This is a genomic window from Paraburkholderia fungorum (assembly GCF_046027215.1).
In the GTDB taxonomy this organism is placed as follows: Bacteria; Pseudomonadota; Gammaproteobacteria; order Burkholderiales; family Burkholderiaceae; genus Paraburkholderia; species Paraburkholderia fungorum_D.
In genome coordinates this window covers 436,445-462,835 of the sequence record NZ_JAQQEN010000003.1, presented here as the reverse complement: position 1 = coordinate 462,835, position 26,391 = coordinate 436,445, and the positions used below count along the sequence as shown (strand labels likewise).

The window sequence follows — 26,391 nt, the reverse complement described above, 5'->3', positions numbered from 1 at the left end:
CAAATGGATATGCACGCAGCAACGGTCGGTTAGCCAGGCTGATGGCGTCTGGATATGGTTGAATCTGTCGTCATCACAACGCGCGCAGGCCTCGCAAATCGTTGCGGCACTGACTGTGAAATCGAACGGGACAAGGATCTATCCCGCAGTTCGGGGTGCGGGTAGATCCAGAGCAGTTGGCATCCAGGTTACCAGAACAACTCATTGATTAATGGTATGTCCGATACCGGCATCCCCTCCCTTATAATCCCTGCATTGATAGTGATTTCACCGGCGGAGAGCCCACTTTATGAGTCAAGCACACGGGCGATACTCGGGACCTCGGGACAAGGGCCCGCGTCAGTCGCGCCAACCTTCAAAAACGACACCTCACCGACAGAACAAATCATACGTAAAAGCGCCACCTGCCCGAGACCCGGCCCAGACGGCGTCTATTTTCAAAACGCGTTCGTTTAAATTTTTGGTCGATGCGGTGGGCGCGGAGAACATCGCACTGGGACTCGATTCCAACCTGACGCGCGTGACCGAATTGATGAATGGCGAGAGATTCACACCTGAGACGGCCTTCCACATCGAAACGACGCTCGGGCTACCAGATGGGTTTTTCGATCACCCCCATCCTGCCCTCCCATCCGAGACCATCAGTCGCCTGAGGGCGCCGCTCGACTTTATTCACGCGAATGCTGAACCGGAATCAGCGTACGGGCAGGTATTGGAGACGGCTCCCGCCACACAGGCGAATCCCCGCCCTACCCCGACAGATCGTTTGCCCAAGGAATCAGAAATGTCAAAGAGGACAGATCGCAGCTCGCCAAAGGCCGTCGCGAAGAGTAATCCCGCAGGGGCAAAGCCTGCCACGACTCCCCCGTCGAAATCAGCATCAGCGAAAGCTAAAGCATCTCCAAAGTCAGGCGCTCAGCAATCGTTGCCACTGAACGACGTCGCAGCGTTGGAAAACATCCGTCGTGCCAATCTGCATGTGCTTACCCACCGTAAGGGATCGAAGGTGCGGCTCAGCGCAGTAGTGAGTATCAGCGCTTCCAACCTCGACAATCGTCTGTATGGACAGAAGCGCATGGACGACGCCGAAGCCAACCGCTTCACCGAACGTCTTGGTTTGCCAACTGCCTGGCTGGACGTTCCCCGTTCAGTCACGGACATCCCTGAGTCGGTGTCGGCTCTGCTTGATCCAGATCCACGGTCGGGTCGACATGCGCCTGATCAGCAGGAACTGCCAGCTGCATTAAAACCGGAAGCTGCGGTGGCAAGAAAGTCCGCGGCTAGGAAAGCGAAAGCCGAGAGCCATCGGCACGCCGCCCCGTCGGAGGCAGATCACACGAGCGTCGCCGCCGAAACGAAGGCAGTTGTAGACCAGCAGGATGCACTGCTCCCATCGGCCGCCGATCCGGACGTTCGGCAAGCTGTTGACCGCGATGTTCCGTCGTCCGCCTCCTACCCGCAGCCTGCGCTGGCCTCCGTCACAGAGGTTATCGCGGAGCCACGCCGTTATGTTTCCGTGACAAGCCTGGACGATCTGATAGGTATTGAACCGATAGCAGAGGCGCTGATCAAGACGCTCGCGGGTAAGGCACGCACCGGCCGCCTGGACGAGATGAAAGCGTTGGAACTCTTGCGACAGATCGTGTCGCTCTGACCTGAATCGACAATTCACCGGCATTCCACGGCCGCCGGAGATGCCCCCGGAACGGAATGCCTTTCCAGCAAACGCCGCGGATCGGCGCTGTTACTTTAAAGCGTTCGCGACGCATTAGTTGAGAGGACACGCATTTGCTCAGAGAGCGGACGGATCCTGGGCGATCTTAGTGAAACGATGCCAGGCGGCAAAGCGTGCGGCGAGCTGTTTGCGATAGAGCGAGGCGCGTAGCAGGTGTCGCTTGAGCGCGAAGTGCTGCCGGATCGGACCGAAGTTCGATAAGAAAGCCTGCGTGCGTTCAGGATCGCGGAAGCCACGCATGCGTCGCTCGCGTTCGCGCGTCGGCTGATGACGGTTTTCGACCCTGTCATTCAGCCGCGCGCTGGCTTTGACGAAGACGTGCATGAAGTGAGCCAGTTCGGGAATCTCGGCTTTCGCCGCCGGATAGCTGCGCAGTTGGTCGGTCACGATCCTGCGCGGTGCCTCAGCACACGAGGCAAGCACGCGCTTGAAGAAGCGTTTGGCCGCAGCCTTGTCGCGGCGCTTCTGTAGCAGGATATCGAACTCGGCACGGTGCTGATCGACAGCGAGCCAGAACAGGTAAGGCTCGTCGAGATGAGTGCGTCCGTGTTCTTTCAGGATAGTTGACTACCGGGCTCATCAGAACCCTCATCACGCCGATGCTGCGCCTCCCACACTCGCCGTGTTCTGGCAAGTTCCTCGGCGAGGAGTTTTTCATCCGGCAGCGTCATATGGTATTCGGCCGCCAGCACTTTGTTAGGCAACCCCTCAAGTGCATAGCGTGCGACGGCGGCATTGGTACGGGCGCACAATATCAGCCCGACTGGTGGATTTTCGCCGGGCAGAGTCCAGTGCTCGCGGGCGTAATTACAATACATATGCATCTGGCCCACGTCCGCATGGTTAAGTTCGGTGAGCTTCAGGTCGATGATAACGAGGCACCGCAGGCGGCGATGGAAAAACAGAAGGTCCACCCGAAACCAGCTCTCGCCAATGCGAAGCCGACGCTGGCGGCCTACAAACGTAAAATCGCCGCCAAGTTCAAGCAGGAAATCTTCGAGCCGGTGGACCAGCGCGTCTTCCAGGCATGAGATGGATGTAGGGAGTCCAGGAGAGCTGAAATACGTCGGCGAGTTGATCGAGATCGAAATTCCGAATCAGCGATTCGGAAATTGCGGTGGGTGGCCAGGTCTGGTAGAACAGGCGCATCAACTCGAGGTCGTCAACCCCAAAGCCCCGGCCGAACTGTTTTGTCAGGTCGGCTGACAGTCGCCCGAGCAGTGCCTGACCGTAGGCCGCGCGATCTTTTTCGCCCTGGTTGAACTCAACGATACGGCGGCCAATCTCCCAATAGGTTGCAGTCATCAACGCGTTGACGCTGCGTGCCGCGGCACGACGGCCGCGCTCCAGAAGCGCGACTATGTCGCTATGGATGCTACCGTACTCGGTGCCACTTGATGCGATATCAATCATTGTTCAGGCTCATGCACGGGCCCCAGGTTGCTTGTTGCACCATTATCAAACACCGGATCGCTGCTGCCCTTACCCCACGATGGGGCAGTTCGCGCTCGTCCAGTGAGGTAAAGCGGGTCGCGCTCCGGAGGTCAAAATCGGAACTGGTCTGCGCTCCACGACGCATCGCTCACCGGGTTCTCATATACGCAGCATACAGTCCGGCATGCAGTTCGCGCAGCGCCTTGCGACGCTCCACCAGTTCGTGCTGGTTACCCTGCCGCTCGAGGCTGAGGATCTGCAGCAATAGCCGCGTCCCCCGCTCCGGCGCCGTCTGGCGCGACGGCTGCGCTTCACGCAGCAGCGGTGCCAGTCCCGGCTTTTCGATCAGCACCCACGCGGGGAACCACGCGAGGTCGGCGGTCTGGCCTGCACCCTCGAAATTCGCGTCGAACTTCCTGCGCAACGTGTCGATTGACGCGTCGGCGAGCCGGTGCAAGAGATCAGCCAGCCGGCCAGGTGACAGCCATGCCAGTTCAGCGAGCAACGGCAACGCAGACTCCAGGCCTTCAGCGCGATGTCGCACCTCTGCCATCCACGTCAGCGGCGCCGGGATCCGGCGCCACGACTCGATCCGCTCGACGGCCCGTCTTGCCTCATCCCAGTCGCCCGCGCGCAGCCAGAGTGGCGCCGCGTGAAGATCACTGACGTCAGCGCGAAACGGCAGGGCCGCGGCCTGCTGCGCGATCACCCGCCAGCATGACGCCATCCACGCCCTTCCGGGAGCGTCGCCCAGTAACCGCCGCGCCGCCGGTTCAACCTCATCATTGAGGCGACCACAGGCGGCAGCCAGCGCCGGATGATCGGCAAACGGCGTGGTGACATCGCTATCGAGCACATCGATCAATGTCGCCAGCCCGCCCACGGCATCGTCATCGGGGAATTCGCCTGCCAGTCTCTGCCAGGCCTGCCGGGCAGAGACTGCATCGCGCCGGTGGAGGGCATCCAGCACATCGTTGCGGAGCATGACGTCGCGGCTGTCGGCGAAGATGTCGAGCTGCATGATGGTTAGCGTCAGAAGAGTTGATCGTTCAGACCGGCCAGATTAGCCCATTTCACCACGCTGCGAAACGACCGGGCATTGACATCGACCGATTCAATCACCGCGCGTTGACCGCTGGCTTCGGCGATCACGCGTACGATGCGATCGCGATATCGCATCAGCGCGCCGATCGGTGGACAGACGGCCGTCTTCCTTTTCCGGGCGGTCGGGTTCATGCGCTTATCCCGGCTTCTTCGCCGATGCCGCCTTGCGGGTCGCACGAGGCTGCTTGCGGGCGCGTACCGCGACAGCCTCACCCTTGCGACCTGAGCTGCGCGGGGCGACCGTCCGCGTCATCTGCTGTCGCAGCAACCCGAGCTCACGCGCGTAGCCGGCGTTTGCGTCTCGCACGGCCACCAGGCTGCCCTCGAGGACACCAGCCTGATGTCGCGCATCGGCAAGTTGCGGCTGCACGGCCTGCAGCTCGCTGCGGTGGCGTGCCTCGCCCTGCTCCGTGCGACGCGTCGCGGCGTCGAGTTCCTTCTGGAGTCGCGCGCTGGCAACCCTCTCACGCTCGATGTCGAGCAGCGCCCGCTTCTCGGTCGCCCGTAGTCGCTCCTCCGCAAGTCCGGCGCTGGTCCGCAGCTTCTCGAGTTCCTCCGAGAAATCCGCCCTCGCCTGCACCAGTGCCGGATCGCGCGCGGCGTTTTCGTCCTGCAGCCGGGCGATTTCCGCTTCGAGTGCAAGACGCGTGGCCTCACTTGCGGCCTGCCCCTGCTCGAGTTCCTGGATTCGGACCTGGGCGGCCAGCAGCGCGCTGGTGCGCTGCTCTAGCGCGGTTTCGGTCCGGCTCAGTTCGCCTTCCATCGACGTGACGGCATTCTGCGCGACGACCTTCTCCGCCTCGGCTTCGACCCGCAGCGCCTCAAGTGCCACCTGCGCCGATGCGGTCGAGCGCGTCCACAGCGTCGCAACCAGTTCGCCGGCCGCGGCCTGCAGATCGGCCGGAAGATCCGGGTGGTCGATCCGCACGCGGCTCTTCTCGCGCAACTCAACCCAGAACTCGCCCAGCACCTGGGTTGGCGTACTCATGCTGCCCCGTTTCACCAGTTGGTAGAGCCGGTTCGCGGTCGGCGTGAGGCCGAAACGGAAAAACATGAGCGCGCAGACTTCGCGGTAGAGCTCACGCGTTTTCGGGAATTCGGCTTTAAGCCGGTCAATCTCGGCAGCGAGACGGGTCTCGTCGGCCCTTACTGGCAACGCACAGACCGATGAAGGACAAGAGCACTAAACCATACATCTCTGTTCGCGGCGCCGAACGTCGTCGAGTGAATTCGACCGGCCGTTAACATCGGCTCGCGTCGTCTTTCAAAGATTGAGCTGAGACACCGTTTGCTGCTTGCAATGCCGCCTCGCTAGAATTGGCGACCACACATTATTTTGAAACCGCCCACCGAAAAGATAGATGCCTGCCAACAAAAGCAGAGTAGTTGCCGCCGTCGCGGCAGCGGCCGATGAGGCCAACGCAATGGAAGGCCCATCGAGACACAGAGCATGTCGTTCGCCGGCCGCGTGTATCCTGACGATAATAGGCGGCGCCTCTGTGTAGGTCACCATCCTCCGTGTAGCTCGAGTTCACCGTTTCTAATAGCTCCAATGAGAAAAAGCAATTCCATCAAGAATAGTCCCAAACGCGAAGTCGCAAGTCCGCCCGAGCAGTTGCTGGCTGATGTCGCATTCGCGCAGATCGAAGAAATGATCATCACACGTCGCCTGCCACCCGGCTCCATGATCTCCGAGGTGCAGCTTGCAGCTGAGTTGGAAATGGGGCGGACACCGGTCCGCGAGGCTCTCCAGCGGCTACGCCAGGTCGGATTCGTTGAAATGCTACCGCGCCGCGGTACGCTGGTTGCTGGTGTCGATATTCGCCAGCAACTCGAACTGCTGGAGGTAAGACGCCCGCTAGAGGAGCTCGTCGTCCGCATGGCCGCGCTGCGTGCGACGCAGGAGGAGCGAAGCAACCTCCGAAAGCTCGCCAAGGTGATGGCCGCGGCAGCCGAACGCGGAAATATGGAGGACTGGATTCGCGCCGGCGGGGTGATTCACGAGGCGGAAGTCCGCGCGACCCACAACAGCATGCTGATCACCAGCATGCAGCCAATTCATGCTCAGTCGCGAAGATTCTGGTACTTGCACATTGGGCAAAATCGCGCGTACGTGGAGGGTGCGCAGCTGCACGCCAAAGTGCTGAACGCCATCGCACAGGGCGATGGCGATCAGGCGGCGGCCGCCGCAAACGGATTGATGCAGTTCATCGAGCGGTTTACCCGCTCTGCGCTCGATACTTTCTAGCGGTTACGTTATGAAGGATGCGGTTCTCGAACCGCATCCCTACATCTCATACGACCCCGACAGCACCGCAAGTCGGTAGGCCGGACATGCTGCCCGACGCCGTCCAACCAATCCGTCAAACACGTGCGAACAGGGTCAGTCCGTCAGCGGGCGGGGAACCTGCGCGCGCAGGTTGCCGTGAGTTTCGGAAATGTTTCGTGGCGCACGCACGAACAAGGCCACCGCGAGCGCACCCGCTAGAGCGATGCCTCCGCTCAGCAGGAACGCGCTTGTGAATACCTTGGTCCATTGCACGAGGAAGCCCGTCAGAATCGGCGCGAGAATCCCGGCCGTGTTCGCCAGCAGGTGCATGAATCCGCCCACGCCACCCATCCGCGCGGGTTCAACCGTATCCAGGATGATGGCCCAGTACACGCTGAGTGTAAGGTTCATAAAGAACACGGTGATTCCCATCAGGGCGACTGCTGCACCGACGCTATTCGCCGCCCCTGCACACGCGACGCAGGCAGCTGCAATCAGCAGACCACCCACGATTACGATTTTGCGCGACTTCAGCGCATTCCCTGTCAACCGGAAAATTCGATCGGAAATAAAGCCGCCTAAAGCGATCCCCATAAACCCGAGAATCCATGGGATGACGTTGACGATGCTCATCGAAGACAGGCTCAGATGTCGTTCCATCATCAGGTAGCTGGGGAACCACGATAGAAAGAAATAGAGGATGTAGGCGTAGCCAAAGTAGGCAAGCGAGGTTGCCCAGATGGTTGGACTTTTCAGATAGACGCTCAACGGCGTATGTGCAACGGGCTCGCTTGCCAGAAGCTCCGCGCCGGCCTCCGATCCCTGCGGCATGGCACCGCGAACCCAGCGGTTGCCCTCCGGTCGATCAGTAGAGAATATCGACCACATCAGCACCCACAGTACCCCGAGCATGGCGATCACGATAAAGGGAATCCGCCAGCCCCAGTGGACCGCCATCAAGCCGACGACCGGCCCCGCGAGCGCCGCGCCTAACTGCAGGCCGGAATTCGCGAATCCTACTGCGGTTGTCTGCTCCTTTCGTTCGAACCAACCGCTAACTATCTTATTCGTGCAGGTGGCTAACGGGCCCTCCCCGGCACCGAAGATGACCCGGATGACCAGCAGCATTGCGAGACTCGAAGCCGCTGCGGTCAAGCCGCAGAAAATTGACCAGAGGCCGATCGCGACGACGAGGACCCGTTTGGCGCCAAAACGGTCAGCTGCATAGCCGCCAATGAAACAGAACAACGAGTACCCCACAAAAAAAGCGCTGAAGACGATGCCTAGATGGGCAGGATCCAGATGCAGATCTTTCGCAATCAGCGGCGCTGCGACCGAGAGTGCCGCGCGGTCAAGGTAGCTGATCGCGCAGGCGAGAAATAGCATGAAAACGATAAACCAACGGTATTTCATAGTTGTCTCCTCCGTAGCCGCCGTAGCGACCAAGATGGTCAAGCTGTCCGGGACAGATCCACACAGGTGAACCATCCCCTGCAACGGTGGCGAACGGGCGTACGGTATTCGGCAAGCGAGAAGTTCGCCTATGGCTGATGGAACGATCGCATCTCGTGCGCATACTGGCCGGATCAGGATAGAACTTCACACCACAGAAAAGTACGCCGTCGCGATGATTTTCTAGTTCTCGATTGCCGATTCGACGCAATGATCAGAGGTGGCCGAGAACAATGACGCGTCCATGAGCGGTAACGGGTCGAGGATATGAGCCGGAGCGAATGCCATATGCTCGAGCACATCCCGACGTACATCGACGCCCGGCGCCACCTCAGTCAGCACAAGGCCTCGGGCAGTCTGCTCGAAAACGGCACGTTCCGTGACGATCAACGCGCTTTGCCCCGCCGAAACTCCCTTCGCGACTGAATAGGTAATGCTCTGCGCGGTATCGACGAACTTGCTGACCTTGCCCTCCTTAAGAATCTTCATGCGGCCTGAGTCATACGCGATATCAAGGCCACCCGTAGTAAACGAGCCCGTGAACACGAGCCGCTGGGCATTCATTGCGATGTCGATAAAGCCCCCCGCTCCTGGGTTGACCTTGCCGAACTTGCTGACATTGACCGTTCCGTGCGAATCATATTCAGCGAATGCCAGCGCAGCAAAGCGACACAGTCCCCCGTCGATCACGTCGAACTGCGTGACGCCATCCAGCAGGGCCTGCGGATACAGGTTCGCCGAGAACTGCCAGCCATTCATCACGATCCCGCCGTAGGAGCCGTGTTCCGTCGTGAACCAGTAGTCCTCCGATCCAGTCTCGGGGTCGATAAGGCCCTGCTCCGCCATTACCAAGGGTACATCGGCTGCTGCGCCAAAACCGAAAATCGACAGCTCATGCTTGCGTACTTCCATCGCCGCGCGCCGCGCGATCACCTTGTCGGGACCAAAAGGAATCGCGGGCAACGCTGTACTTGCGCCGATCGAGCGCAGATACGCTTCGTTATACGGAGTATCGGTGCTCATCATCATGTTGGGTTCGACCACGAGCGCGTCGACGAGCATGCCTGGCAGTCGAACTGACGTTGCCGGTCGCTGGCCGCGCGGTACGATTCGCCGAACCTGGGCGATGACGCGACCTCCACTTGCCTTCGCCGCCAAAGCGAGAGCCAGACCGGCCGATACCAACGGTTCGTCTTCGAATGAGAGATTCCCGAACTCGTCGGCGCTGCTCGCGCGAATGATCGCTACGTCAATGGGCCAGGTCGGGTAGAACAACACTTCTTCCCCGTTCAGCCGGATCTTCTGGATCAGATCATCCTGGCAGCGCCCGGAGAACTTCCCACCACCGAATTCCGGATCTGCGTAGGTTCCCACCCCCACACGCGTCACATAGCCCGGGCTCTTGCGCGCAACTTCGCGCAGCCAGTGCATTGAGGCACCGATCGGCCACGAATACGCTTCGATCCGGTTCTCCTGGATCAGTTTCATCAGAGCCGGGCGCTGACCAGTACGCGGATCGACCGGGTTGATGTAAGACCCGGAGACAATGCGTTTCATCAGACCTTCCTGCGCCACATGGTCCATACCGCGGATGTCGACTGCGTCTCCCGTGCCGCAAGGAAAGTAAAACGTGAGGTTGCGTGGTGAGCCAGTTTCGCGAAAGCGCTTGCCAAGCGCTTCCAGGGTGGCCTCCGGTACCACCCATCCGATGACCCCGACCGACGCCACAGTCTGTCCGTCCTGAATCGATGCGACGGCCGCCGCCGCAGAGATAATCTTTGTCATGACTTCACCTTGAATTTCGAAAAAATAGCCTGTGCCGCACCGCCTTCGCAGTTGCTTGCAAAATGACGGGAAGCCAGATTGTCGAGTCGCTCGCCGTCGAGCGTGACGAAGGGTTCGAAGAAGCGTTTTGTTGACGCGATCGCATCGGGGGGCAATTCGGCTAACCGTTTAGCGAGCGAGATCGCCTCCTGGTCGGCAAGCCCGGGTTGGCTCACATAGTCAGCGACGCCGAGGCGGTGCGCTTCAGTGCCATCGACAGGGTCTGCGGCCCAGGTCAGAAGTCGCGCGCGAACGGGACCCACGCGGGCAAGCAGAGCTTGAAGCCCCCAGGGCGGTAGCCAGCCGTTTGGTACTTCAGGGAGATGCCAGCGCGTGTTTGACGCGGTCACCACGACATCGCACGAGATGGCGAGAACGAAGCCGCCGCCAAGTGCAAACCCTTCGACTGCGGCGATCACGGGTTTGGACAACCCTGCGATAAGTCGCGCGACTCGAGCGGTCTCCGACTCCGAGTCGCACATCTCCTGGATCGACATGGTGCTTAGCTCCTTCAGATCGCTGCCGGAACAGAAAGCAGGAGGAGCACCGGACACGACAATTGCGCGCACGGCTGGATCCCGATCGGCCTGCTGCAGTTCCTGCCCCAGTTCGTCGATTGAAGTGCCGTCGAGCGCGTTGCGACGCGCGGGTCGATTCAGGGTCAACTGACGAACATGGCCGTTATTTACAATAATCATCAACACACTCTCCATTTACACTTCATTGGTTAAGCCCCTTCATTGCAGACAGGCACCATCTCGCTCCAGTGCATCGCGTATCGCCTCCGGTTCCAGCGCGCGCGGCTCGATCCTTTGACGAACGGCCAGCGCGGCGGCATGACCGATCGCATGACCATATGAAAAGCACTGAGCGGTGACCCGTGCGGAGGCAACCGCCTCATGTTCCGCAGACAGGCATCGCCCGGCGACGAGCAGACCCTCCCCACGGGATGGCACGAAGCAGCCATAGGGCACCTCGTAGTAGTCGTCCAGCACCCACTCCACTTTTGGTTTCGCGCCGGCGTGCAGCTCAATCGGCCAGGGCGAGCGTGCGATACCAGCGGAAAACTTGCGGGCACCAACGACGTCAGCGTTCATCAGCTTCGAGACGCCTTCGACCTGACGTGTCTGGCGTACGCCCACCTGAACGCCCGTATCGTTTATGAAGCTGTTTTCGCACCCGGCCACGTACTCTCCAAGGAAGCGGGCGTATGCGTGCACCTGACGCCGGCCGTTCAGTTCGGCTTCCGTGAAATCTTCATAGAAAAGTGGATTAAGTTCGCGCCCATCGGTGCCAGTAATCCGGGTGCAGTTGCATAGCAACTCTCCTGGCCTGGTTGTCGGGAAGAGCCAGATTTTTGATCGGGGGAGATTGTCGCCAGCGAGGTGACGTTCGTACAGGAGTGCCGAGATCGCTGCGCCCATGATGGTGTCGTCACCGTAAGCCGCGGTGAAGCGTGCAACATCCACACCTTGCAGCCGGAAGATCATGGTCGGATTCTGTACACGCCCTTCATCGCCGACGAAACTATCCAATCCAGCCATCGCAACCAGATCGGCATCCCCGCTTGCGTCGACGGTAATGTGCGCGCGAATCGTCAAGGGTCCCTGCTTGGTCCACGCCGTGACGCCTTCGGTGCGCTCGTTCCCGTCAAGCAGGACGCCGGTCGCGACTGCGTGATAGATGACGTGGACTCCAGATTCGCTCAGCAGAGCGTCAGCCGCATCCCGCCACACGAGAGGATCGTGGACGCGTGTCCACGTTTTGCCATAGCGCAGCGGCGGGCCAAGCCCCCCGCGCTCTTCCAGTAGTTTGCAAAACTCCTGAGCAAAGCCGAAAACGACTGGCTCAGGCTTCGCGCCTACGCGCTCTGTAGCGAGATACATACCGCACACGGTCCCCGAAAGCCCGGCTACTGCCCCTCCGCCGCAAAAGCCGTATCGTTCCAGCAGCACTACCTTGAGCCCCTGACGCCGCGCGGTGACCGCAGTGGCGACGCCAGCGGCACCACCACCTATCACAAGGACATCACACTGAAGATCATCAACTGTACGAACGTCGATTCCTGCATTTTTCATCTGTCGCCTCTTTGTCGTCAACTGACATATCAGTTGACGACATTTTTAGCGAATGAAGAACAGGTTGTCAACGACGGATAAATGGAACAAACCCTGGTGATGGGTAGCACACGGCGCGAGAGGCAGACTGGGTGGTCCTCCGCGCGCTCAAGGACGCGCAAACCTGGTGTTTTCCCTGAGCACATCTCGACCGTGAAAGGGGCCGATCGACGGTTGATGAAGTTCTGATCAACCCACAGCACATCGACATCCCGACTCCCGAGCCTACGCGCGGCGGTCCGCAATGAAGGCGATTTCGGTCATTCAATCCAAACTCGCGTTTGGCGGTGACGGCCGGCCCCTGCCTGGCGCGGATCAGCGGTGCGCGCCCCCAGCGGACTAATAGCTCGGGAACACTGGAATAAGTACGGTCGGTTGAACGTTTAGCTTTCGTAGCAAACAATTGACGCATGGGCAATGAACCGGGCGAAATGTTTGCGACGATAGCAAGAGGAAACGGCGAGGATTAACAACTCACGCACCGCGGTTCAGTCCCTGTTGGCTGCTCCTGACGTCGTTTAGGAGACGGCGTATGCAAACGGGGGTGTAGCGGAAACGAAGTCAAACCCGCCGGCATCGAATGATGAAAGTGGATGAGCCGTACACTGGCGCGATCTTTGATCAGAGGAGCACGGGCGATGACGTCCATTGGGAACACCGAAGACCATTTCGGTGCGGTCGCGATCCTGCTCCACTGGTCAATGGCTTTTCTTATCATTGGGCTTGCGGCATTGGGTCTTTACATGGTCACGCTTCCAGATGTCGGTTTCAATACGAAGAAGATCATGCTGATTCTCTTCCATAAGGAGTTCGGCCTGCTGGTGCTCGTTTTACTTGCTATGCGGTTGGCCTGGCGTCTAACCCACGTACTGCCGCAACTGGTCGTAAATCTGCCTGATTGGCAAAAAATCGCCGCCCGATTCGTTCACCTTTGCTTTTACGCTCTGATGTTCGCCCTGCCGATAACCGGGTGGCTGATGTCGTCCGCCGCTGGCATCCCGGTATCGTTTTTTGGCCTGTTCACACTGCCAGATTTCCTTCCTCACGACGACTATCTGTTTCAGCGACTCATCAGCATCCACAAATGGCTCGGTTACATGCTCATCCTTTTTATATCCGTTCATGTGGGTGCGGCGCTGATGCATCATTTCATATTGAAGGACGATACCTTACGCAGAATGCTGCCCTAGTCTGCTTTATCGACCACAAACCTGACTAGTTCCCGCAATAGTTTTTCCATGGCCTCATTGGCGGCCACGACTCCCGCGTACGGGCTCCTTTCCCGCATGGGTTCGCGCACCGACAATTCCTTGCTCGCAATCACCTGATTCGTTGCCTCACGGCTCAGATAGAAACGCATTGTGAGTTGCAGCATCGCGGGGTCCGACGTGAAGTCCTGCTTTAAATCCAGGATTTCGCTGCGAAGCGCGAACGTATGGCGACTGAAATCAGGGGATGACAGAACCTCGCTGAAAAAATGGGTGTGTCGAAGTGTCTCAGCGATCAAAGGCTGAATCATCTGCGATGGTGTTTCTGCCCATTCATTTTGACTGAAGTACGCGATCTGATAAGTCTGGGTCGTATAGACCATCTGCGTGGTGGCATAGAGCGGCTCGGTCTCGGGGACCAGAACCAGCAGGGTCGCGGAGTGAGTCTGCTTGCTGGGCAGATCGAGGGGGATATTGTTCAGCGCATACTGTTTCGTATCTGTCTTGACCGGCGAGAACAGGGCGCAGCCCGAAAAAAGGACGACACAGAGCACGATGAAGGCCGCCCTGGACGTATCGATTTTCATTTTTCCTCTCCCGGCCCGAGCGGCCGTTGCGCCGTTCCGCGAATCACGATTGACGGGTCTCGATTGATCCTGATCGCCAACTCAGCAAAGGAACTGGACAGACTATCAAGATTGAACAGAGCCTTGTTCGCTTCCGGCAAGATTTGCGTCTGGAGCGCTCCCACGGCGACGTCGCTCGATTGTAGAAGCGAGTGCGCCTCCGGCAAGATTTGCGTTTGAAGCACTTTTACAGTGTCATCGCTCGACTGCAGCAGCGGCTCAAAACGATGACTGGCACGCTCAGTATTGGCAACGATAGAGCTAAGCTTGCTGGTATTGTCCGCCAGTACTTTGGTCACCTGCTGCAAACTGTCGGCGGATTGCTTCAACGATGCTACGGTTTTCGTGTCGAGTATTGATTTCAGCAGTTCGGTGACAATCTGAAAATTTGCGTTGACCTGATTGATCGTCGTGTCGAGGGTCACGACTCTCGACGGTGTCGTCGGTATGATCGGGTAGGCTTCGTCGGGCTGGACAGTCAGTGGCTGCGGATTGATGCCGACGTCTTCGAGAGCAATGTAAACGTAGCCGGTAAACCCTCGTGTCGCGAGTCCTCTTGAGGTAACCGTCGCTACGCTGGCCGAAGTAACCGGGGCAGTCTTGTCGATACTCAATACGATGCCCACCGAATGCGAATTGACCAGCCTGACGCTTTTCACCTTTCCTACCTCGACACCGTGAAATTCGACCGGGGCATCGGCAGTGAGACCGGAGACTGACTCCCCGGTATAGATCTGATAGGTCGCGTATTGGCTTAGGGAAAGGAAATACCAGACGGCCCCCGCGACAGAAGAGACAAGCAGGAACGCCACGAACACAAATCCCGCCTTCTTATTGTTGTCGTTTTTCATCGCGCACGTCTCACATGGTTGTCCTGAACACCGTTAGCCAAGCGGCGGCCCCGGGCAGGTTTCAGCCCGCTCGGGGCGAGCGACTGATCAACGCCGCTCAACTCATCCGTGCGGAACTTCCCAAACCACGGCTTTCCAGACATCTGGCGAACGCATACGACCGAATTCTGATCGCACTTCGCATCCAGCATGTCAGCAGTGGTCAATATCCGCCGCTACTGCTACTGCCAGTGCCCGACGTCGCGCCACCGCCATGCGAGCCCCCGTCTGATGGGCATCCCGCTAAGCCTAGCAACGCAAGCATGAGGAATGCTAATAACAGCCTGGTTGCTTTCATCGTGATCTTCTGTCAGCGCGACAGACGCGCTTTGCCCAACTACTGGCTTCGTCATGAGCCGTATGCTCTCGAAGCGGTCGCCCTGTGCGTTGCTGGTTTCTTGAGTCTTGCGGACGCGAGTAATCAGATCGACGTGCTCGGCATAGTGTGTGTCCTTAGTCAGCGATCAATCCGTGGCGCGGGGACGACTCGACGCATCGCGGGATTGCGCCTGGTAAACGTCTGACGGGGCCACGATATTCCATTCGAAGCGGTCAGCGGCTGGCGCGGGGGAACCAACTTCCTTTTTGCCGCGAAGACCTCACCTTAAGGTCGAGGCAGGAACTTTGTTCATCGGCTGCGCTTCACGCTTGTTCTGCGCGCACCAAACCATAAAATAGCCCGCGCGCCCTCTTTTGGGCGGATAGGGCGGGAGTACGTCTGTCCTGTTTTGCGAATTCCTCTTTGATCTTCAGGCCTTCATCGGATCGCGACCAACTCGAAAATAATCCTGCGAAACTGGAATAAGTCTGGTGCGCTGAACGTTTCGCTATGGTGGTGAGGAGATGTGCTGAATGATCAACGCTCGCGCTTGAAATTCGTACCCTTGCACGACAACCACGACTCGGACGGAGTGTGAGCAACGCATAAGTATCAGTTACAGACACATCTTGATGTCGATCGACTGCACGCCGGCCCTAACGCTTCGTCCGGGCGTTCGCCCGGCATCACGCGGAGGGGCGATCCGCCACTCTTTGGTACTCGCGGTATTCGCAGAGGAAAACGTCATGTTCTCAAGCCCACGCACCGCAGTCTTCCTTGGCGTGGCCGCGCTCGGCCTCGTTTGCAGTCCCAGTTACGCAGAGCAGACGATAAAAGCCACGCTGCTCATGAACGCGATCCAGCTTGATGCTAATCACGTCAAGGCAGGGGCAGTCACGTTCGAGGTAAGCAATGCACCGGACACCGGTCTGACACATGAGTTCGTCGTTCTTAAAACGGACTTGGCGGCCGATAAGCTGCCAGTTAAACATGGACAGGTGTCTGAGGGTCAGTTCAAGAAAATGGGAGAGGTGGAGGATATCGATCCCGGCAAGAGCAAGCGTTTGACGCTCAAGCTGGCACCCGGCCGCTACGTAGTCATCTGCAACAGGCCAGGCCACTACTCGATGGGCCTGCATACTTCTTTGCTCGTCACGCCCTGACCGGCTTGGGTCATGCGTTCTTTGACGCACCGCGTTCCACTGCCCCCGTTAGTATGAGACCGGTCGGCGAAGGTTGACGCGAACGGGATAAGCGACGGCGCAGCGTTAGCACTTGCCCAGCAACAATCTTTGCCCAAAAAATGGAGTACCCGGCGGCGGCAAACCGTTTATACGACATATCCGAATCTGCAGCGGACTTCGATGCATTCTTGTATGACTCGTCCGCGAGATTGTATAAGTCGATCTCGCGCACATCCCATCCCCAGCACCGCTCCTGATTGGCACTTCCGCACCGCCTCCAACGCGTCCGAGCGCTCCTGACCCGCATTCGCTAAATTGCGGCCCAGCGTTGATGGGTCGAAATCTAGCGTCATCGCAGCGATACGGGCGTCCGATTCGGCACGCTGCTGTGCACTGACACAGCCGCCAGTAACTTGTGCTTGGGCGTGCGAAAGGGCAAGGAACATCACACATCCGAGCCATTGCGAGCCGAGTTTCATCAGGTTCCCCCTCCGATAGAGTGCCGCGTTTTTCCTACTTGTTTTCGGCGAACCCGATCCGCCGTTGCGCGGCAAGTGCCAGCCGCGTGACTCGTTCGTAGCGAGTGGTCCGACGCTTGTACTCAGCCATGCCGACGAAACATAGCGTCAGCATCGACAGCGGAAACAATTTGCGGTAGCCGTAGGCGATCCGCTTGCTGGTGCGCTCAGAAATGCGGTCAATTCGCGCAATCGAAGCCGCACACTCGCGCTCTGTCTGTTGTGAACGAACAATAGAGTTTGACACAACGCCTTTAATAAAATCAGACGCCTAGCGATACACCCGATCGCACGCCAACGAAATAGAGTTTGACACAAACACGACTCAACTCAATCCGAGCAGAGAACTTGCGACAAAAGAGTCTGACACAAACTGTTGGAGCACCTAGCGCTACGGCAGCTTCCAAATTGGAACGGCCGTTCGAGCAGCCGTCTCGACCGGCATGTCCTCGGCCAGGCAATGGACAGACAATCGAAAGGTTGCCGCCCGTTCTCAAGCATCATTTCAGTCGCATTACTGCAGGGTCCCGGTTCGCAGTGTAGAGCGGAAGCACCTCGGTCTCGATCAGGCCGATCGCCTCCATCGCCAGGTGTGACAAGGTGTGCTGGCTGCTCGTCGCGATTGTGAGACGGCTGTGCAGTGTCGGGTGCCGTATGCGCGTCACGGAGAACGGGCGCCTGAGCGGATCGGTGGCCGGCGCATTGATAGGCAACACCGCGTAACCATAGCCCTCGCATACGAGGTCGAGAATCGCCCCGATCGCATCAACCTCGAGCGCGATGGAGAGCTTGACGCCCTCCTCGGCCGCGCGCGCTTCGACGACCTGCCGCAGCGCATGCATACGCCCTGGAATGACGAGTGGATAGCGCGCGATGTCCTTCAGGCGGATCTGTTCCGGCGCCTGATCACCTGTGCCCCCAGCGATGCCAATCAGGAACAGTTCCTCCTCAAACACTGCGCGCTTCTCGACGAGTGCGGTGAGCGAAGTGTCGTAAAGCACGGCCGCATCGATGCGCCCCATCATCAGCCACTCTGTCAGATAGGTGGAAAGCCCCTCTGCCACGGAGATCGTCGCATCTGGAAACCGCTGCCTGAACTGCCGGATCAACTCCTGCGTGGCGACCTTCGCGAAACTCGGCGCAAGCCCGATGCTGAAGTGTCCGCTGACCGTCCCCTTCAATTGCCGAAGATCGTGCCGCGCGCGCTCGGCCTGCAGCAGCATTCCCTTCGCATGACCCAGCATGACCTGCCCGGCATCGGTTGCCAGGACGCCGCGCCCGTGCCGCACGAGCAGGGTCTGCCTTAATTCCACCTCGAGCTGTCGCACGAGGCGGCTCAAGGTCGGTTGATTGGTGTCGAGGATCGTGGCCGCGCGCGTAAAGCTCCCTAGCTCAACCACGTGCACGAAGGCCTCGAGCTGCTTCAGTTCCATTTCGGCTCCTATACGGTTTTCGTATATCAGCTAGTCGGCTATATCGATTGTATTGACTAACTCGAATCGCCACAATGATCCTCATTCGCTGCCATGCCTCGCAACTTTTCTCAATGGAGTCCAGCCAGACCATGAAGCCCTGTCTTCCGCCAGATCCGAACCCAGTCAAACCGTCGCATGGGCTCCCCCCGCTCGCGTGCGACGCCCACTGCCACGTATTCGGCCCCGCTGAGCGTTTCCCCTATGCCGACGATCGCAGCTACACGCCACCCGATGCGCCGTTCGAATCACTCGCTGCCCTGCACGACCATCTGGGCCTTGCGCGCGGTGTGATCGTGCAAGCGAGCTGCCACGGCACCGACAACACCGCGATGCTCGATGCGATCGCCCGGGGCAACGGGCGATACCGAGGTGTTGCCATCGTCGATGCAGACGTGACCGATGAAACGCTGAAGGCGCTCAACGAGGCGGGTGTGCGCGGCGTACGCTTTAATTTCGTCGCCCATCTGGGCGGAGCGCCCGACCTGGACGTATTCGAACGCGTGCTGCGGCGCATCGAAGCGCTTGGCTGGCATGTCGTCCTGCACCTCGACGCACAGGACATCGTCAAATACGCCGATCTGATCGGGCGGATTCGCGTGCCATTCGTAATCGACCACATGGGCCGCGTGCGCGCCGAGGCGGGTCTGGATCAGGAGCCGTTCCGGCTACTGCTGGAATTGATGCGGAATCCGCTCGCGTGGGTAAAGGTGTGCGGCTCCGAGCGAGTCTCGGCGGGCAAGCGCCCCTTCGACGACGCGATTCCCTTCGCGCGAGCACTCGTTCATGCCGCACCGGATCGTGTGTTGTGGGGCACGGATTGGCCGCATCCAAATATCTCAAAGGACATGCCCAATGACGGTGAACTAGTGGACCTGCTGTTCCGCATTTGCGACGACCCCGTGCTGCTCCACAAGATCCTGGTCAAGAACCCTGAACGACTCTACGACTTCGGCGCTGCTAAATAACAGACGGTCAAAAAGGCCGCAAGACAACATATCGGAGACAAAGCATGACCCAAGCCAACGTTCGTTCTCGCATCGCGTTTGCCACGGGGCAGCCGCGATGAACGCCACCACCTCATCCCCTGATACAACGCCGCGTAGACGCGTCCCCTTTTACCGCCAACTCTATGTGCATGTGCTGGCTGCGATCCTGATTGGTGTCCTGCTCGGCCACTTCGCGCCGGCGCTCGCCGTCCAGATGAAGCCACTCGGTGATGCATTCATCAAGCTCGTCAAGATGGTGATCGGCCCAATCATTTTCTGCACCGTGGTCGCGGGCATCGCGGGCATGGGCGACATGAAGAAGGTCGGCCGCGTCGGCGGAAAAGCCCTGCTTTATTTTGAAGTCGTCTCGACGCTCTCGCTGATGATCGGGCTCATGGCCGGACATCTGTTGCGCCCGGGTGCCGGTTTCAACCTCGATCCGTCGAAAATTGATGCTTCCGCGCTTTCCGGCTACGCGACCCAAGCCCATGAGCAAAGCACCGTCGAGTTCCTCATGCACATCATCCCGAACACTGTGGTCGATGCGTTCGTGACGGGCAATGTGCTGCAGATTCTCCTCATCTCGGTGCTCTTCGGCGCCGCGCTTGCCGCGCTCGGGGAACGGGGCAAGCCGCTGGTCGAGTTCATCGGCGGCATCGCCAACGTGTTCTTTGGCATCGTTCACATCATCATGAAGACCGCTGCCATCGGAGCCTTCGGTGCGATCGCCTACACAATCGGAACATATGGAGTCGGATCCGTCTTGCCGCTGATCAAGCTGATCGGCGCGTTCTACCTGACGCTTTTTGTGTTTGTTGTGGTCGTCCTCGGCGCGATTGGGCGAGTGATGGGCTTCAACATCTTTCGCTTCATGAGCTATATCCGCGAGGAGATTCTCATTGTTCTCGGCACGAGCTCATCCGAAGCGGCGCTGCCCGGGATGCTCGAAAAGCTCGAACGCCTGGGCTGCTCCAAGCCGGTGGTAGGGCTCGTCGTGCCTGCGGGCTATTCGTTCAATCTCGATGGCACCAACATCTATCTGACGATGGCGGTCCTGTTCATCGCGCAGGCCTTCAATATCCAACTCACCTTCACGCAGGAGATGACACTGATTGTGGTCGCAATGCTCACCTCGAAGGGCGCGAGCGGCGTGGCCGGTGCTGCGTTCATCATGCTCACCTCGACTCTGCTTGTGTTCCCCGTCATCCCTGTGTCAGGCATGGTGCTGATTCTCGGCATTCACCGATTCATGGGCACCGGACTCGCCGTCGTCAACACGATTGGGAACGGTGTCGCAACGCTCGTTGTTTCCGCCTGGGAGCGCGAGCTCGACCGCGACAAGCTCGACGCCGCCATGAAGAAGCGCACGGTCAGCTAGAGCACGACTTCGTATCGGGGGCCCGCTTCCGGGCTGGCCGCCACCGTAAAAGACAATCAAAGCACAAAGGAGACTGACCCATGAGGATCAGGAGAACTGCACGCCCCAAGAGATCGTGCACAAAGCGATCACGCTTGCAGGCCGGCGCTTGCGCAGCAATGACATTGTGCGCAGCCAGCGTAAGCGCGCAGGTCCAGGACACCTCACAGGTCCAGCTTTACGGAATCGTCGGCACATACGTCGACAGTCTGAAGCGCAGCGATATGCAGCATTCGCAAGTTCAGATGGGGAGCGGCGGTCTGACGACGTCCTTCTGGGGCATTCGCGGCAAGGAAGATCTCGGCGGCGGTGTGAACGCTATATTCACTCTGGAAAGCTTCTTTCAGCCGAATAACGGCGCACTCGGACGCAGCGCAAGCGACCCATTCTGGTCGCGCAATGCTTATGTTGGCTTCTCAGGCCCCTTTGGTCAGCTTACCTTCGGCAGACATCGGAACCCGACCTACACGGCTATGTCACTGGTTAACCCGTTTAGCTCTTCCGTGGTGTTTTCACCTTTGGTGCTGCAAACGTTCGTGGCGACTTACGGTGGCTCGATCATCGGCGATACGGTCTGGAACAACGCTGCCCAATATACAACCCCGACCTACAAGGGCTTGGGGGCGACGGTCATCTACGGTATGGGCGGCGTAGCGGGTTCACCGGGAGTCGGCAATCTCGGCGTCCATCTCGCCTATGTGAACAACGGGCTGACGGCAGTACTCTCCGCGCAGCGTGTTCGCTTCACGATGGTGGGCCCCGTGGCCGCTCAGTATGCATACCTCGCGGGAGCCGCCTACGACTTCAAGGTCGCGACTCTCTACGCTGCGGCAGTGATGACGAGCGACGTCAGCACGCCTACCGGCACGCATACCTATGAAGCCGGTCTTTCCGTGCCGTTTTCGCCAGCAGATTTCCTTCTCGTTGAATGGGCGCGGACGCGGCGCTCTGGACCCGTCGACAATAGCTTGCGCAACACGGCGACCATTGGATTCGACCATTTGCTCTCCAAACGCACCGATATTTACGCCATATATTCACTCGACAAGCTGAGCGACAAGCCCGTCGGCAATACCCTCGGAGTAGGAGTTCGGCATACGTTTTAAGTCGCGGCGCGCGCAGAGGTCGTTTCCTTCGCGCGCCGGTAGCGCTTAATGCAGAACCAGCGCATGGCACTCGCCATGTCGCGCTGACAATCGAATCAGTTATTGGGAGCGACGATGATCATCGACATTCATGGCCATTACACCACCGCGCCGAAGGCGCTGGAGAACTGGCGTAACCGCCAGATTGCGGGCATCACGGGTCCGTCCGAGATGCCGAAGGCGTCCGAATTGCACATCGGCGACGACGAGTTGCGCGAGTCGATCGAAAGCAATCAGCTGCGGCTGATGCGCGAACGCGGTCTCGACCTCACGATCTTCAGCCCGCGAGCAAGCTTCATGGCGCATCACATCGGGGACTTTCAGGTCTCCAGCACTTGGGCGGCGATCTGCAATGAGCTGTGTTTCCGCGTGAGCCAGCTTTTCCCCGAGCATTTCATTCCGGCCGCGATGTTGCCGCAAAGCCCCGGCGTGGATGTCGCCACGTGCATCCCCGAGCTCGTCAAGTGCGTGGAGGAGTACGGCAACGTTGCGATCAATCTCAATCCGGATCCGTCGGGCGGCCACTGGACCAGCCCGCCACTCTCGGACCGCTACTGGTATCCGATTTACGAGAAGATGGTCGAGTACGACATCCCGGCGATGATCCACGTGAGCACGAGCTGCAACGCGTGCTTCCACACGACCGGCGCTCACTACCTGAATGCCGACACCACCGCTTTCATGCAGTGCCTCACGTCGAACCTGTTCCGCGATTTTCCGACCTTGCGCTTTGTGATCCCGCATGGCGGCGGCGCGGTTCCCTATCACTGGGGCCGCTTCCGCGGGCTCGCGCAGGAACTCAAGAAGCCGTTACTGAAGGACCATCTGCTCAACAACGTCTTCTTCGACACCTGCGTCTACCACCAGCCGGGCATCGATCTGCTTACGCGCGTGATTCCGGTGGACAACATTCTGTTTGCGAGCGAGATGATCGGCGCCGTGCGCGGCATCGATCCGGAGACGGGCAACTATTTCGACGACACCAAGCGCTACATTGAGACCGCGCATATCGACGCAGACGAGCGGTACAAGATCTACGAGGGTAACGCGCGGCGTGTCTACCCGCGCCTCGATGCAGCGCTCAAAACGAAAGGAGATTGATCATGATTGAACTAGGGGTCGTATATCGAAACATTCAGCGCGCGGATGGCGATACGGCCGCCAAACTCGGCGCGCTCGGGTCCGCGACTGTCCACGAGGCGATGGGGCGCGTGGGCCTGATGAAGCCCTATATGCGGCCGATCTATAACGGCGCGCAGACGGGCGGCACGGTCGTCACGGTCCTGCTCCAGCCGGGCGACAACTGGATGCTGCACGTCGCGGCGGAGCAAATCCAGCCTGGCGACGTCGTCGTTGCGGCTGTCACGGCCGATTCCACCGACGGCTTTTTCGGTGACCTGCTGGCAACAAGCTTCAAGGCACGCGGCGCACGAGGGCTCATTATCGACGGAGGCGTGCGCGATGTGCGCGTGCTGGCGGAGATGAACTTCCCGGTATGGAGCAAGGCAATCTCGTCCAAAGGGACGGTCAAAGCCACGCTCGGGTCGGTGAACATTCCAGTGGTATGCGCCGGCGCGCTGGTGATGCCCGGCGATGTCGTCGTCGCGGACGACGATGGTGTGGTCGTGGTGCCGGCGGCATCGGCGCAGAATGTTCTCGAAAAGGCGGCCGCGCGCGAAGCGAACGAGGGCGAGAAGCGCGCGAAGCTGGCCGCCGGCGTGCTCGGTCTGGATATGTACAACATGCGCGGACCGCTGCAACAAGCCGGGCTGCGCTATATCGATTAAAAAGGGGCGACAACCATGGTCACTGGTCAAACCATCAATGAACGGATCACCGGTATCTCGTCGATGGCCACGCGCAACGTGCTTTCCGAGTTGGTCGAAGAATACGAGCGGCTATCGGGACGACCGGTGGTCATCGAATCGGTCGGTGGGGTCGCTGCTGCCCGTCGCGTCCAGGAAGGCGAGCCATTCGATATCGTCGTGCTTGCGGCCGACGCGATCGACCGGCTGGCCGCGGCCGGCAGGATCGATCCGGCCAGTCGAGTCGACCTGGCGCGTTCGGGCGTGGCAATTGCGGTGGCGGCCGGGGCGCCTCGACCGGAGACCGGTACTGAAGCCGCCGTTCGCGACGCCATTCTGGCCGCGCGCAGCATCGGCTATTCGACGGGTCCCAGCGGTTCGCACCTCAGCCGCTTGTTCGAGCGCTGGGGCATCGCTGAAGCCATCGCGCCGCGCATCGTGCAGGCGCCGCCCGGCGTTCCAGTAGGCACGCTCGTCGCGCAGGGGGAAGTCGAACTGGGTTTCCAGCAATTGAGCGAATTAATGCCTCTGGCAGGCATTGATGTCATCGGCTCTCTGCCGCCCGAGATTCAGGTCATCACCGTATTCTCGGCAGCCATATGCACAGCGTCTAAGCGGCATGAAGCCGCGGAGGAACTGATCTCCTTTCTGGCCTCGCCCCAGGCTGATTCCGTCAAGCTTCGTCATGGCATGGAACCATCATGAGGGGGTCCCCAATAGCGGGGTTAAGGTCGCTCTTCGCGCTCCCGCCCTGCTACAGCTTCAATATCGAATGCGCAGACCACGTCCCCTCGCTTTCATCTCGAACCTTCACTCGCAGAGAATCAGCATGGATCAGAACAGCAATCAGCATATAGGCCGCGTCGCGATCATCGGCTTCGGAGAAGTCGGGCCTATCTTCGCGCGAGCATTGACCGCCGCCGGCCATGAAGTGTCGGTCTTCGACATCAAGCTGCAAGATGCTGCAACGCGGTCGACGATCGTGCAGCGGGCCCGCGACTGCGAGGCCCATATCGCCAACGACCTCGCAACGTCACTTCGCGATGCGCAACTCGTTTTCTCCGTGGTCACGGCAAGCCAGGCGGAAGTGGTTGCCACGGCTTCGGCCGAATATCTGACGAGCGGTCAGACCTATCTCGACCTCAATTCTGTATCGCCCGCTGTCAAGCAGCGCAACTGCCAGCAGATCGAGCGCAACGGCGCGGATTACGTGGAAGCCGCGGTGATGGCTCCGGTCCCGCCGCAAGGCGTAAGAGTGCCGATGCTGTTGGGCGGCCGGCTAGCCTCGCAAACGGCGGATATTCTTAACGGTCTGGGCATGCGCACGGAGGCCGTAGCGCAGGAAGTCGGCCTCGCTTCAGCCATCAAGTTGTGCCGCAGCATCATGATCAAAGGCATGGAGGCGCTTTGCGTTCAATCGATGTTGGCGGCCAAACAGTTCGACGTCGACGACCGCGTGCTTGCGTCGCTCGCGGCAAGCTTTCCGGGCATGGGCTGGGAAAAGGGCTATGAAGCGTATCTGATCGGCCGGGTTGTCGAGCACGGACAACGACGCTCCGAAGAAATGCGCGAAGCCGCGCTGATGCTCGAAGGTCTGGGCATGTCGGGCGCCCTCGCCAGCGCGATTGCCGATGTGCAACAGGACCTTGCGGCGCGCGCCGCGCCGCTGGTCGAAGCGCTCGATCCCAAAGGCAGCTTGTCCGAGTGGCGAAGGCTGCTGAAACCCGCCTGATGACGTAGCAATATTCTTTCCCCTTTATGCGCAGGTATTGCGCAATGCTATTGACTCGCGATCGCACGCCGAGCGTCGTGCCGCGCCAGGGATCACTGCCTGGACTGTTTGCCCGTAGCGCACAGCAACGAGATCGCCGGGCAGCCCCCCGTTCGAATGCCACCGAGCACTCCGCCCGACTACGTTCGCTCGACGCCCGATAAGCACCACGGCGCGGCTGTTTGTTTCGCTGCGTTGTTGTCATCAACGCTATGAACCGACGTTAAGCTTCGCAAGCCCAATGGCCGTTTTCTGGTGCGGATCCGACATCTGAACGTCTGCATGGCCGTACAGACGAATGACGCCTCCTGGCCGGTTGCCGCTGCCTTGGCCCGCGGGCGGCCCTGTATTGAGCGGATCGCGTGTCCGGCAAGGCTGGCCCAATACGCGAACGCGGCGTTGTCGCGAGTTGACACTTTCTACTGTCGCAAACGTGACACTCTTGATTCGGACTACCGACCCCGATCGCGGTCGCCTGACAAACCAGCCTCATCGTGACGAAGCTTTTCCATACGCATCAGGCGCTTCGTGTCAAGGTGGGCATTCGGGCAGCACATTCGGCACTGGACTATTACACTTTCTTGTCTTCGCGTTTCGCCTCCGCCATGGCCTCCGGCTCTAACTCCTCCGCGGACCGATTCAGGTGGACGAACAGCCCCCAGGAGGCAAGAAGCAAGGCTGTCGAAGCAATCAGCCCGGCCGCATACCGAAGCTGCGATGGATCTTGGTGCAGCGCTTTGAAGGTTGCAACGAGCCCTTCGATGGCAAGCGCGACGACGACGACCACTAAGAATCGCGACATGAAACGTCGTACCCGCGTCGGCGCGCTCACGTCAGCCTCCCGTATGACCTCTTCCTCTACGATGGTCTCGGCGATCTGCAAGGCGACAACGGCCCCAGCCAGCAGCCCCAAAGCTTCAATGATGGATTGCGCGCCTGTCTGGTCCCATTGACTCGCGAATGCAATCGATCCTATGCGCGCAGCAATCGCAATCAACATCAGCGCCGCGCAGGTGAATAGAATAGCCATCAGCCCATGGACGATCGTAAACAAGCGCAAAAGGAACTTCATTTTTTCGGCTCCCTCGAATTGCAAGTGGGTGATCCATGCC

Annotated in this window: 22 protein-coding genes and 2 pseudogenes; 11 read left to right on the top strand and 13 right to left on the bottom strand. The window is 59.5% G+C overall.

Annotated elements, in window-relative coordinates; translation table 11 throughout:
- Positions 1–289 precede the first annotated feature (289 nt).
- On the top strand, positions 290–1,654 hold the full coding sequence (locus PQR27_RS37875; RefSeq protein WP_408528779.1) for a hypothetical protein: 1,365 nt from the start codon (positions 290–292) through the stop codon (positions 1,652–1,654).
- Positions 1,655–1,792: 138 nt separating this feature from the next.
- On the opposite strand, the pseudogene PQR27_RS37870 reads toward PQR27_RS37875, so the two are convergent.
- The 5 genes and pseudogenes from PQR27_RS37870 to PQR27_RS37850 form a co-directional block, all read right to left on the bottom strand.
- Positions 1,793–2,263, bottom strand: a pseudogene (locus tag PQR27_RS37870) (DDE-type integrase/transposase/recombinase); the annotation flags it as partial.
- A 26-nt stretch (positions 2,264–2,289) separates the two neighbouring features.
- Positions 2,290–3,148: pseudogene (locus PQR27_RS37865) on the bottom strand (PDDEXK nuclease domain-containing protein).
- Between the two features lie 169 nt (positions 3,149–3,317).
- A complete protein-coding gene (locus PQR27_RS37860) occupies positions 3,318–4,190 on the bottom strand; it encodes a hypothetical protein (protein WP_408528778.1) in 873 nt (290 codons plus the stop codon).
- A gap of 11 nt (positions 4,191–4,201) precedes the next feature.
- Entirely contained in the window at positions 4,202–4,405 is a 204-nt protein-coding gene (locus PQR27_RS37855; RefSeq protein WP_408528777.1) for a hypothetical protein, read from the bottom strand.
- A 4-nt stretch (positions 4,406–4,409) separates the two neighbouring features.
- Positions 4,410–5,429, bottom strand: coding sequence for a DNA-binding protein (locus PQR27_RS37850; protein WP_408528776.1), 1,020 nt, complete (start codon positions 5,427–5,429; stop codon positions 4,410–4,412).
- 396 nt (positions 5,430–5,825) lie between these two features.
- On the opposite strand from PQR27_RS37850, the gene PQR27_RS37845 reads away from it, so the two are divergent.
- Positions 5,826–6,521, top strand: a complete 696-nt coding sequence (locus tag PQR27_RS37845; RefSeq protein ID WP_408528775.1) for a GntR family transcriptional regulator — start codon at positions 5,826–5,828, stop codon at positions 6,519–6,521.
- Between the two features lie 135 nt (positions 6,522–6,656).
- Here the strand turns inward: PQR27_RS37845 and PQR27_RS37840 are convergent, their stop codons facing one another.
- The 4 genes from PQR27_RS37840 to PQR27_RS37825 all read right to left on the bottom strand — a co-directional run bounded on the left by PQR27_RS37840 (position 6,657) and on the right by PQR27_RS37825 (position 11,917).
- Positions 6,657–7,955 carry an MFS transporter gene (locus PQR27_RS37840; RefSeq protein ID WP_408528774.1) on the bottom strand — a complete coding sequence of 433 codons (1,299 nt, stop codon included), beginning with the start codon at positions 7,953–7,955 and terminating at the stop codon, positions 6,657–6,659.
- A 222-nt stretch (positions 7,956–8,177) separates the two neighbouring features.
- Positions 8,178–9,779 (bottom strand): CoA-transferase, encoded by a 1,602-nt coding sequence (locus PQR27_RS37835; protein WP_408528773.1) that lies wholly within the window; start codon positions 9,777–9,779, stop codon positions 8,178–8,180.
- Positions 9,776–10,531, bottom strand: coding sequence for an enoyl-CoA hydratase/isomerase family protein (locus tag PQR27_RS37830; protein WP_408528772.1), 756 nt, complete (start codon positions 10,529–10,531; stop codon positions 9,776–9,778). The genes PQR27_RS37835 and PQR27_RS37830 overlap by 4 nt, the downstream gene beginning before the upstream one ends.
- A gap of 24 nt (positions 10,532–10,555) precedes the next feature.
- Complete coding sequence (locus PQR27_RS37825) at positions 10,556–11,917, bottom strand: FAD-dependent oxidoreductase (RefSeq protein ID WP_408528771.1); 1,362 nt, start codon at positions 11,915–11,917, stop codon at positions 10,556–10,558.
- 611 nt (positions 11,918–12,528) lie between these two features.
- Between PQR27_RS37825 and PQR27_RS37820 the strand changes: the two genes are divergently transcribed.
- The gene (locus PQR27_RS37820; protein ID WP_408528770.1) at positions 12,529–13,125 is read left to right on the top strand and encodes a cytochrome b; all 597 of its coding nucleotides are present in this window, start codon (positions 12,529–12,531) and stop codon (positions 13,123–13,125) included.
- Here PQR27_RS37820 and PQR27_RS37815 read toward each other — a convergent pair.
- Together PQR27_RS37815 and PQR27_RS37810 are read right to left on the bottom strand one after the other, a co-directional pair.
- Positions 13,122–13,730 carry an ABC-type transport auxiliary lipoprotein family protein gene (locus PQR27_RS37815; protein WP_408528769.1) on the bottom strand — a complete coding sequence of 203 codons (609 nt, stop codon included), beginning with the start codon at positions 13,728–13,730 and terminating at the stop codon, positions 13,122–13,124. The genes PQR27_RS37820 and PQR27_RS37815 overlap by 4 nt on opposite strands.
- Entirely contained in the window at positions 13,727–14,620 is an 894-nt protein-coding gene (locus PQR27_RS37810) for an MlaD family protein (protein WP_408528768.1), read from the bottom strand. Before PQR27_RS37810 ends, PQR27_RS37815 begins: the two co-directional genes overlap by 4 nt.
- A gap of 1,104 nt (positions 14,621–15,724) precedes the next feature.
- On the opposite strand from PQR27_RS37810, the gene PQR27_RS37805 reads away from it, so the two are divergent.
- The gene (locus PQR27_RS37805) at positions 15,725–16,141 is read left to right on the top strand and encodes a cupredoxin domain-containing protein (RefSeq protein ID WP_408528767.1); all 417 of its coding nucleotides are present in this window, start codon (positions 15,725–15,727) and stop codon (positions 16,139–16,141) included.
- A gap of 1,039 nt (positions 16,142–17,180) precedes the next feature.
- Here the strand turns inward: PQR27_RS37805 and PQR27_RS37800 are convergent.
- Positions 17,181–18,113 carry a LysR substrate-binding domain-containing protein gene (locus PQR27_RS37800; RefSeq protein ID WP_408528766.1) on the bottom strand — a complete coding sequence of 311 codons (933 nt, stop codon included), beginning with the start codon at positions 18,111–18,113 and terminating at the stop codon, positions 17,181–17,183.
- Positions 18,114–18,244: 131 nt separating this feature from the next.
- Here PQR27_RS37800 and PQR27_RS37795 point away from each other — a divergent pair, with 131 nt between their 5' ends.
- From PQR27_RS37795 to PQR27_RS37765, 7 genes are all read left to right on the top strand, one after another.
- A complete protein-coding gene (locus tag PQR27_RS37795; RefSeq protein ID WP_408528765.1) occupies positions 18,245–19,120 on the top strand; it encodes an amidohydrolase family protein in 876 nt (291 codons plus the stop codon).
- A gap of 97 nt (positions 19,121–19,217) precedes the next feature.
- Positions 19,218–20,519: a dicarboxylate/amino acid:cation symporter gene (locus tag PQR27_RS37790; protein ID WP_408528764.1), complete on the top strand. Its 1,302-nt coding sequence runs from the start codon at positions 19,218–19,220 to the stop codon at positions 20,517–20,519.
- A gap of 158 nt (positions 20,520–20,677) precedes the next feature.
- Positions 20,678–21,664 carry a porin gene (locus PQR27_RS37785; protein WP_408528979.1) on the top strand — a complete coding sequence of 329 codons (987 nt, stop codon included), beginning with the start codon at positions 20,678–20,680 and terminating at the stop codon, positions 21,662–21,664.
- 114 nt (positions 21,665–21,778) lie between these two features.
- The gene (locus PQR27_RS37780; RefSeq protein WP_408528763.1) at positions 21,779–22,804 is read left to right on the top strand and encodes an amidohydrolase family protein; all 1,026 of its coding nucleotides are present in this window, start codon (positions 21,779–21,781) and stop codon (positions 22,802–22,804) included.
- A 2-nt stretch (positions 22,805–22,806) separates the two neighbouring features.
- Positions 22,807–23,490: a 4-carboxy-4-hydroxy-2-oxoadipate aldolase/oxaloacetate decarboxylase gene (ligK, locus tag PQR27_RS37775; RefSeq protein WP_408528762.1), complete on the top strand. Its 684-nt coding sequence runs from the start codon at positions 22,807–22,809 to the stop codon at positions 23,488–23,490.
- A gap of 15 nt (positions 23,491–23,505) precedes the next feature.
- Positions 23,506–24,213, top strand: a complete 708-nt coding sequence (locus PQR27_RS37770; RefSeq protein WP_408528761.1) for a substrate-binding domain-containing protein — start codon at positions 23,506–23,508, stop codon at positions 24,211–24,213.
- A 124-nt stretch (positions 24,214–24,337) separates the two neighbouring features.
- Positions 24,338–25,240, top strand: a complete 903-nt coding sequence (locus tag PQR27_RS37765) for an NAD(P)-dependent oxidoreductase (protein WP_408528760.1) — start codon at positions 24,338–24,340, stop codon at positions 25,238–25,240.
- A 610-nt stretch (positions 25,241–25,850) separates the two neighbouring features.
- On the opposite strand, the gene PQR27_RS37760 is transcribed toward PQR27_RS37765, so the two are convergent.
- Positions 25,851–26,351 (bottom strand): hypothetical protein, encoded by a 501-nt coding sequence (locus PQR27_RS37760; RefSeq protein WP_408528759.1) that lies wholly within the window; start codon positions 26,349–26,351, stop codon positions 25,851–25,853.
- Between the last annotated feature and the right edge of the window lie 40 nt (positions 26,352–26,391).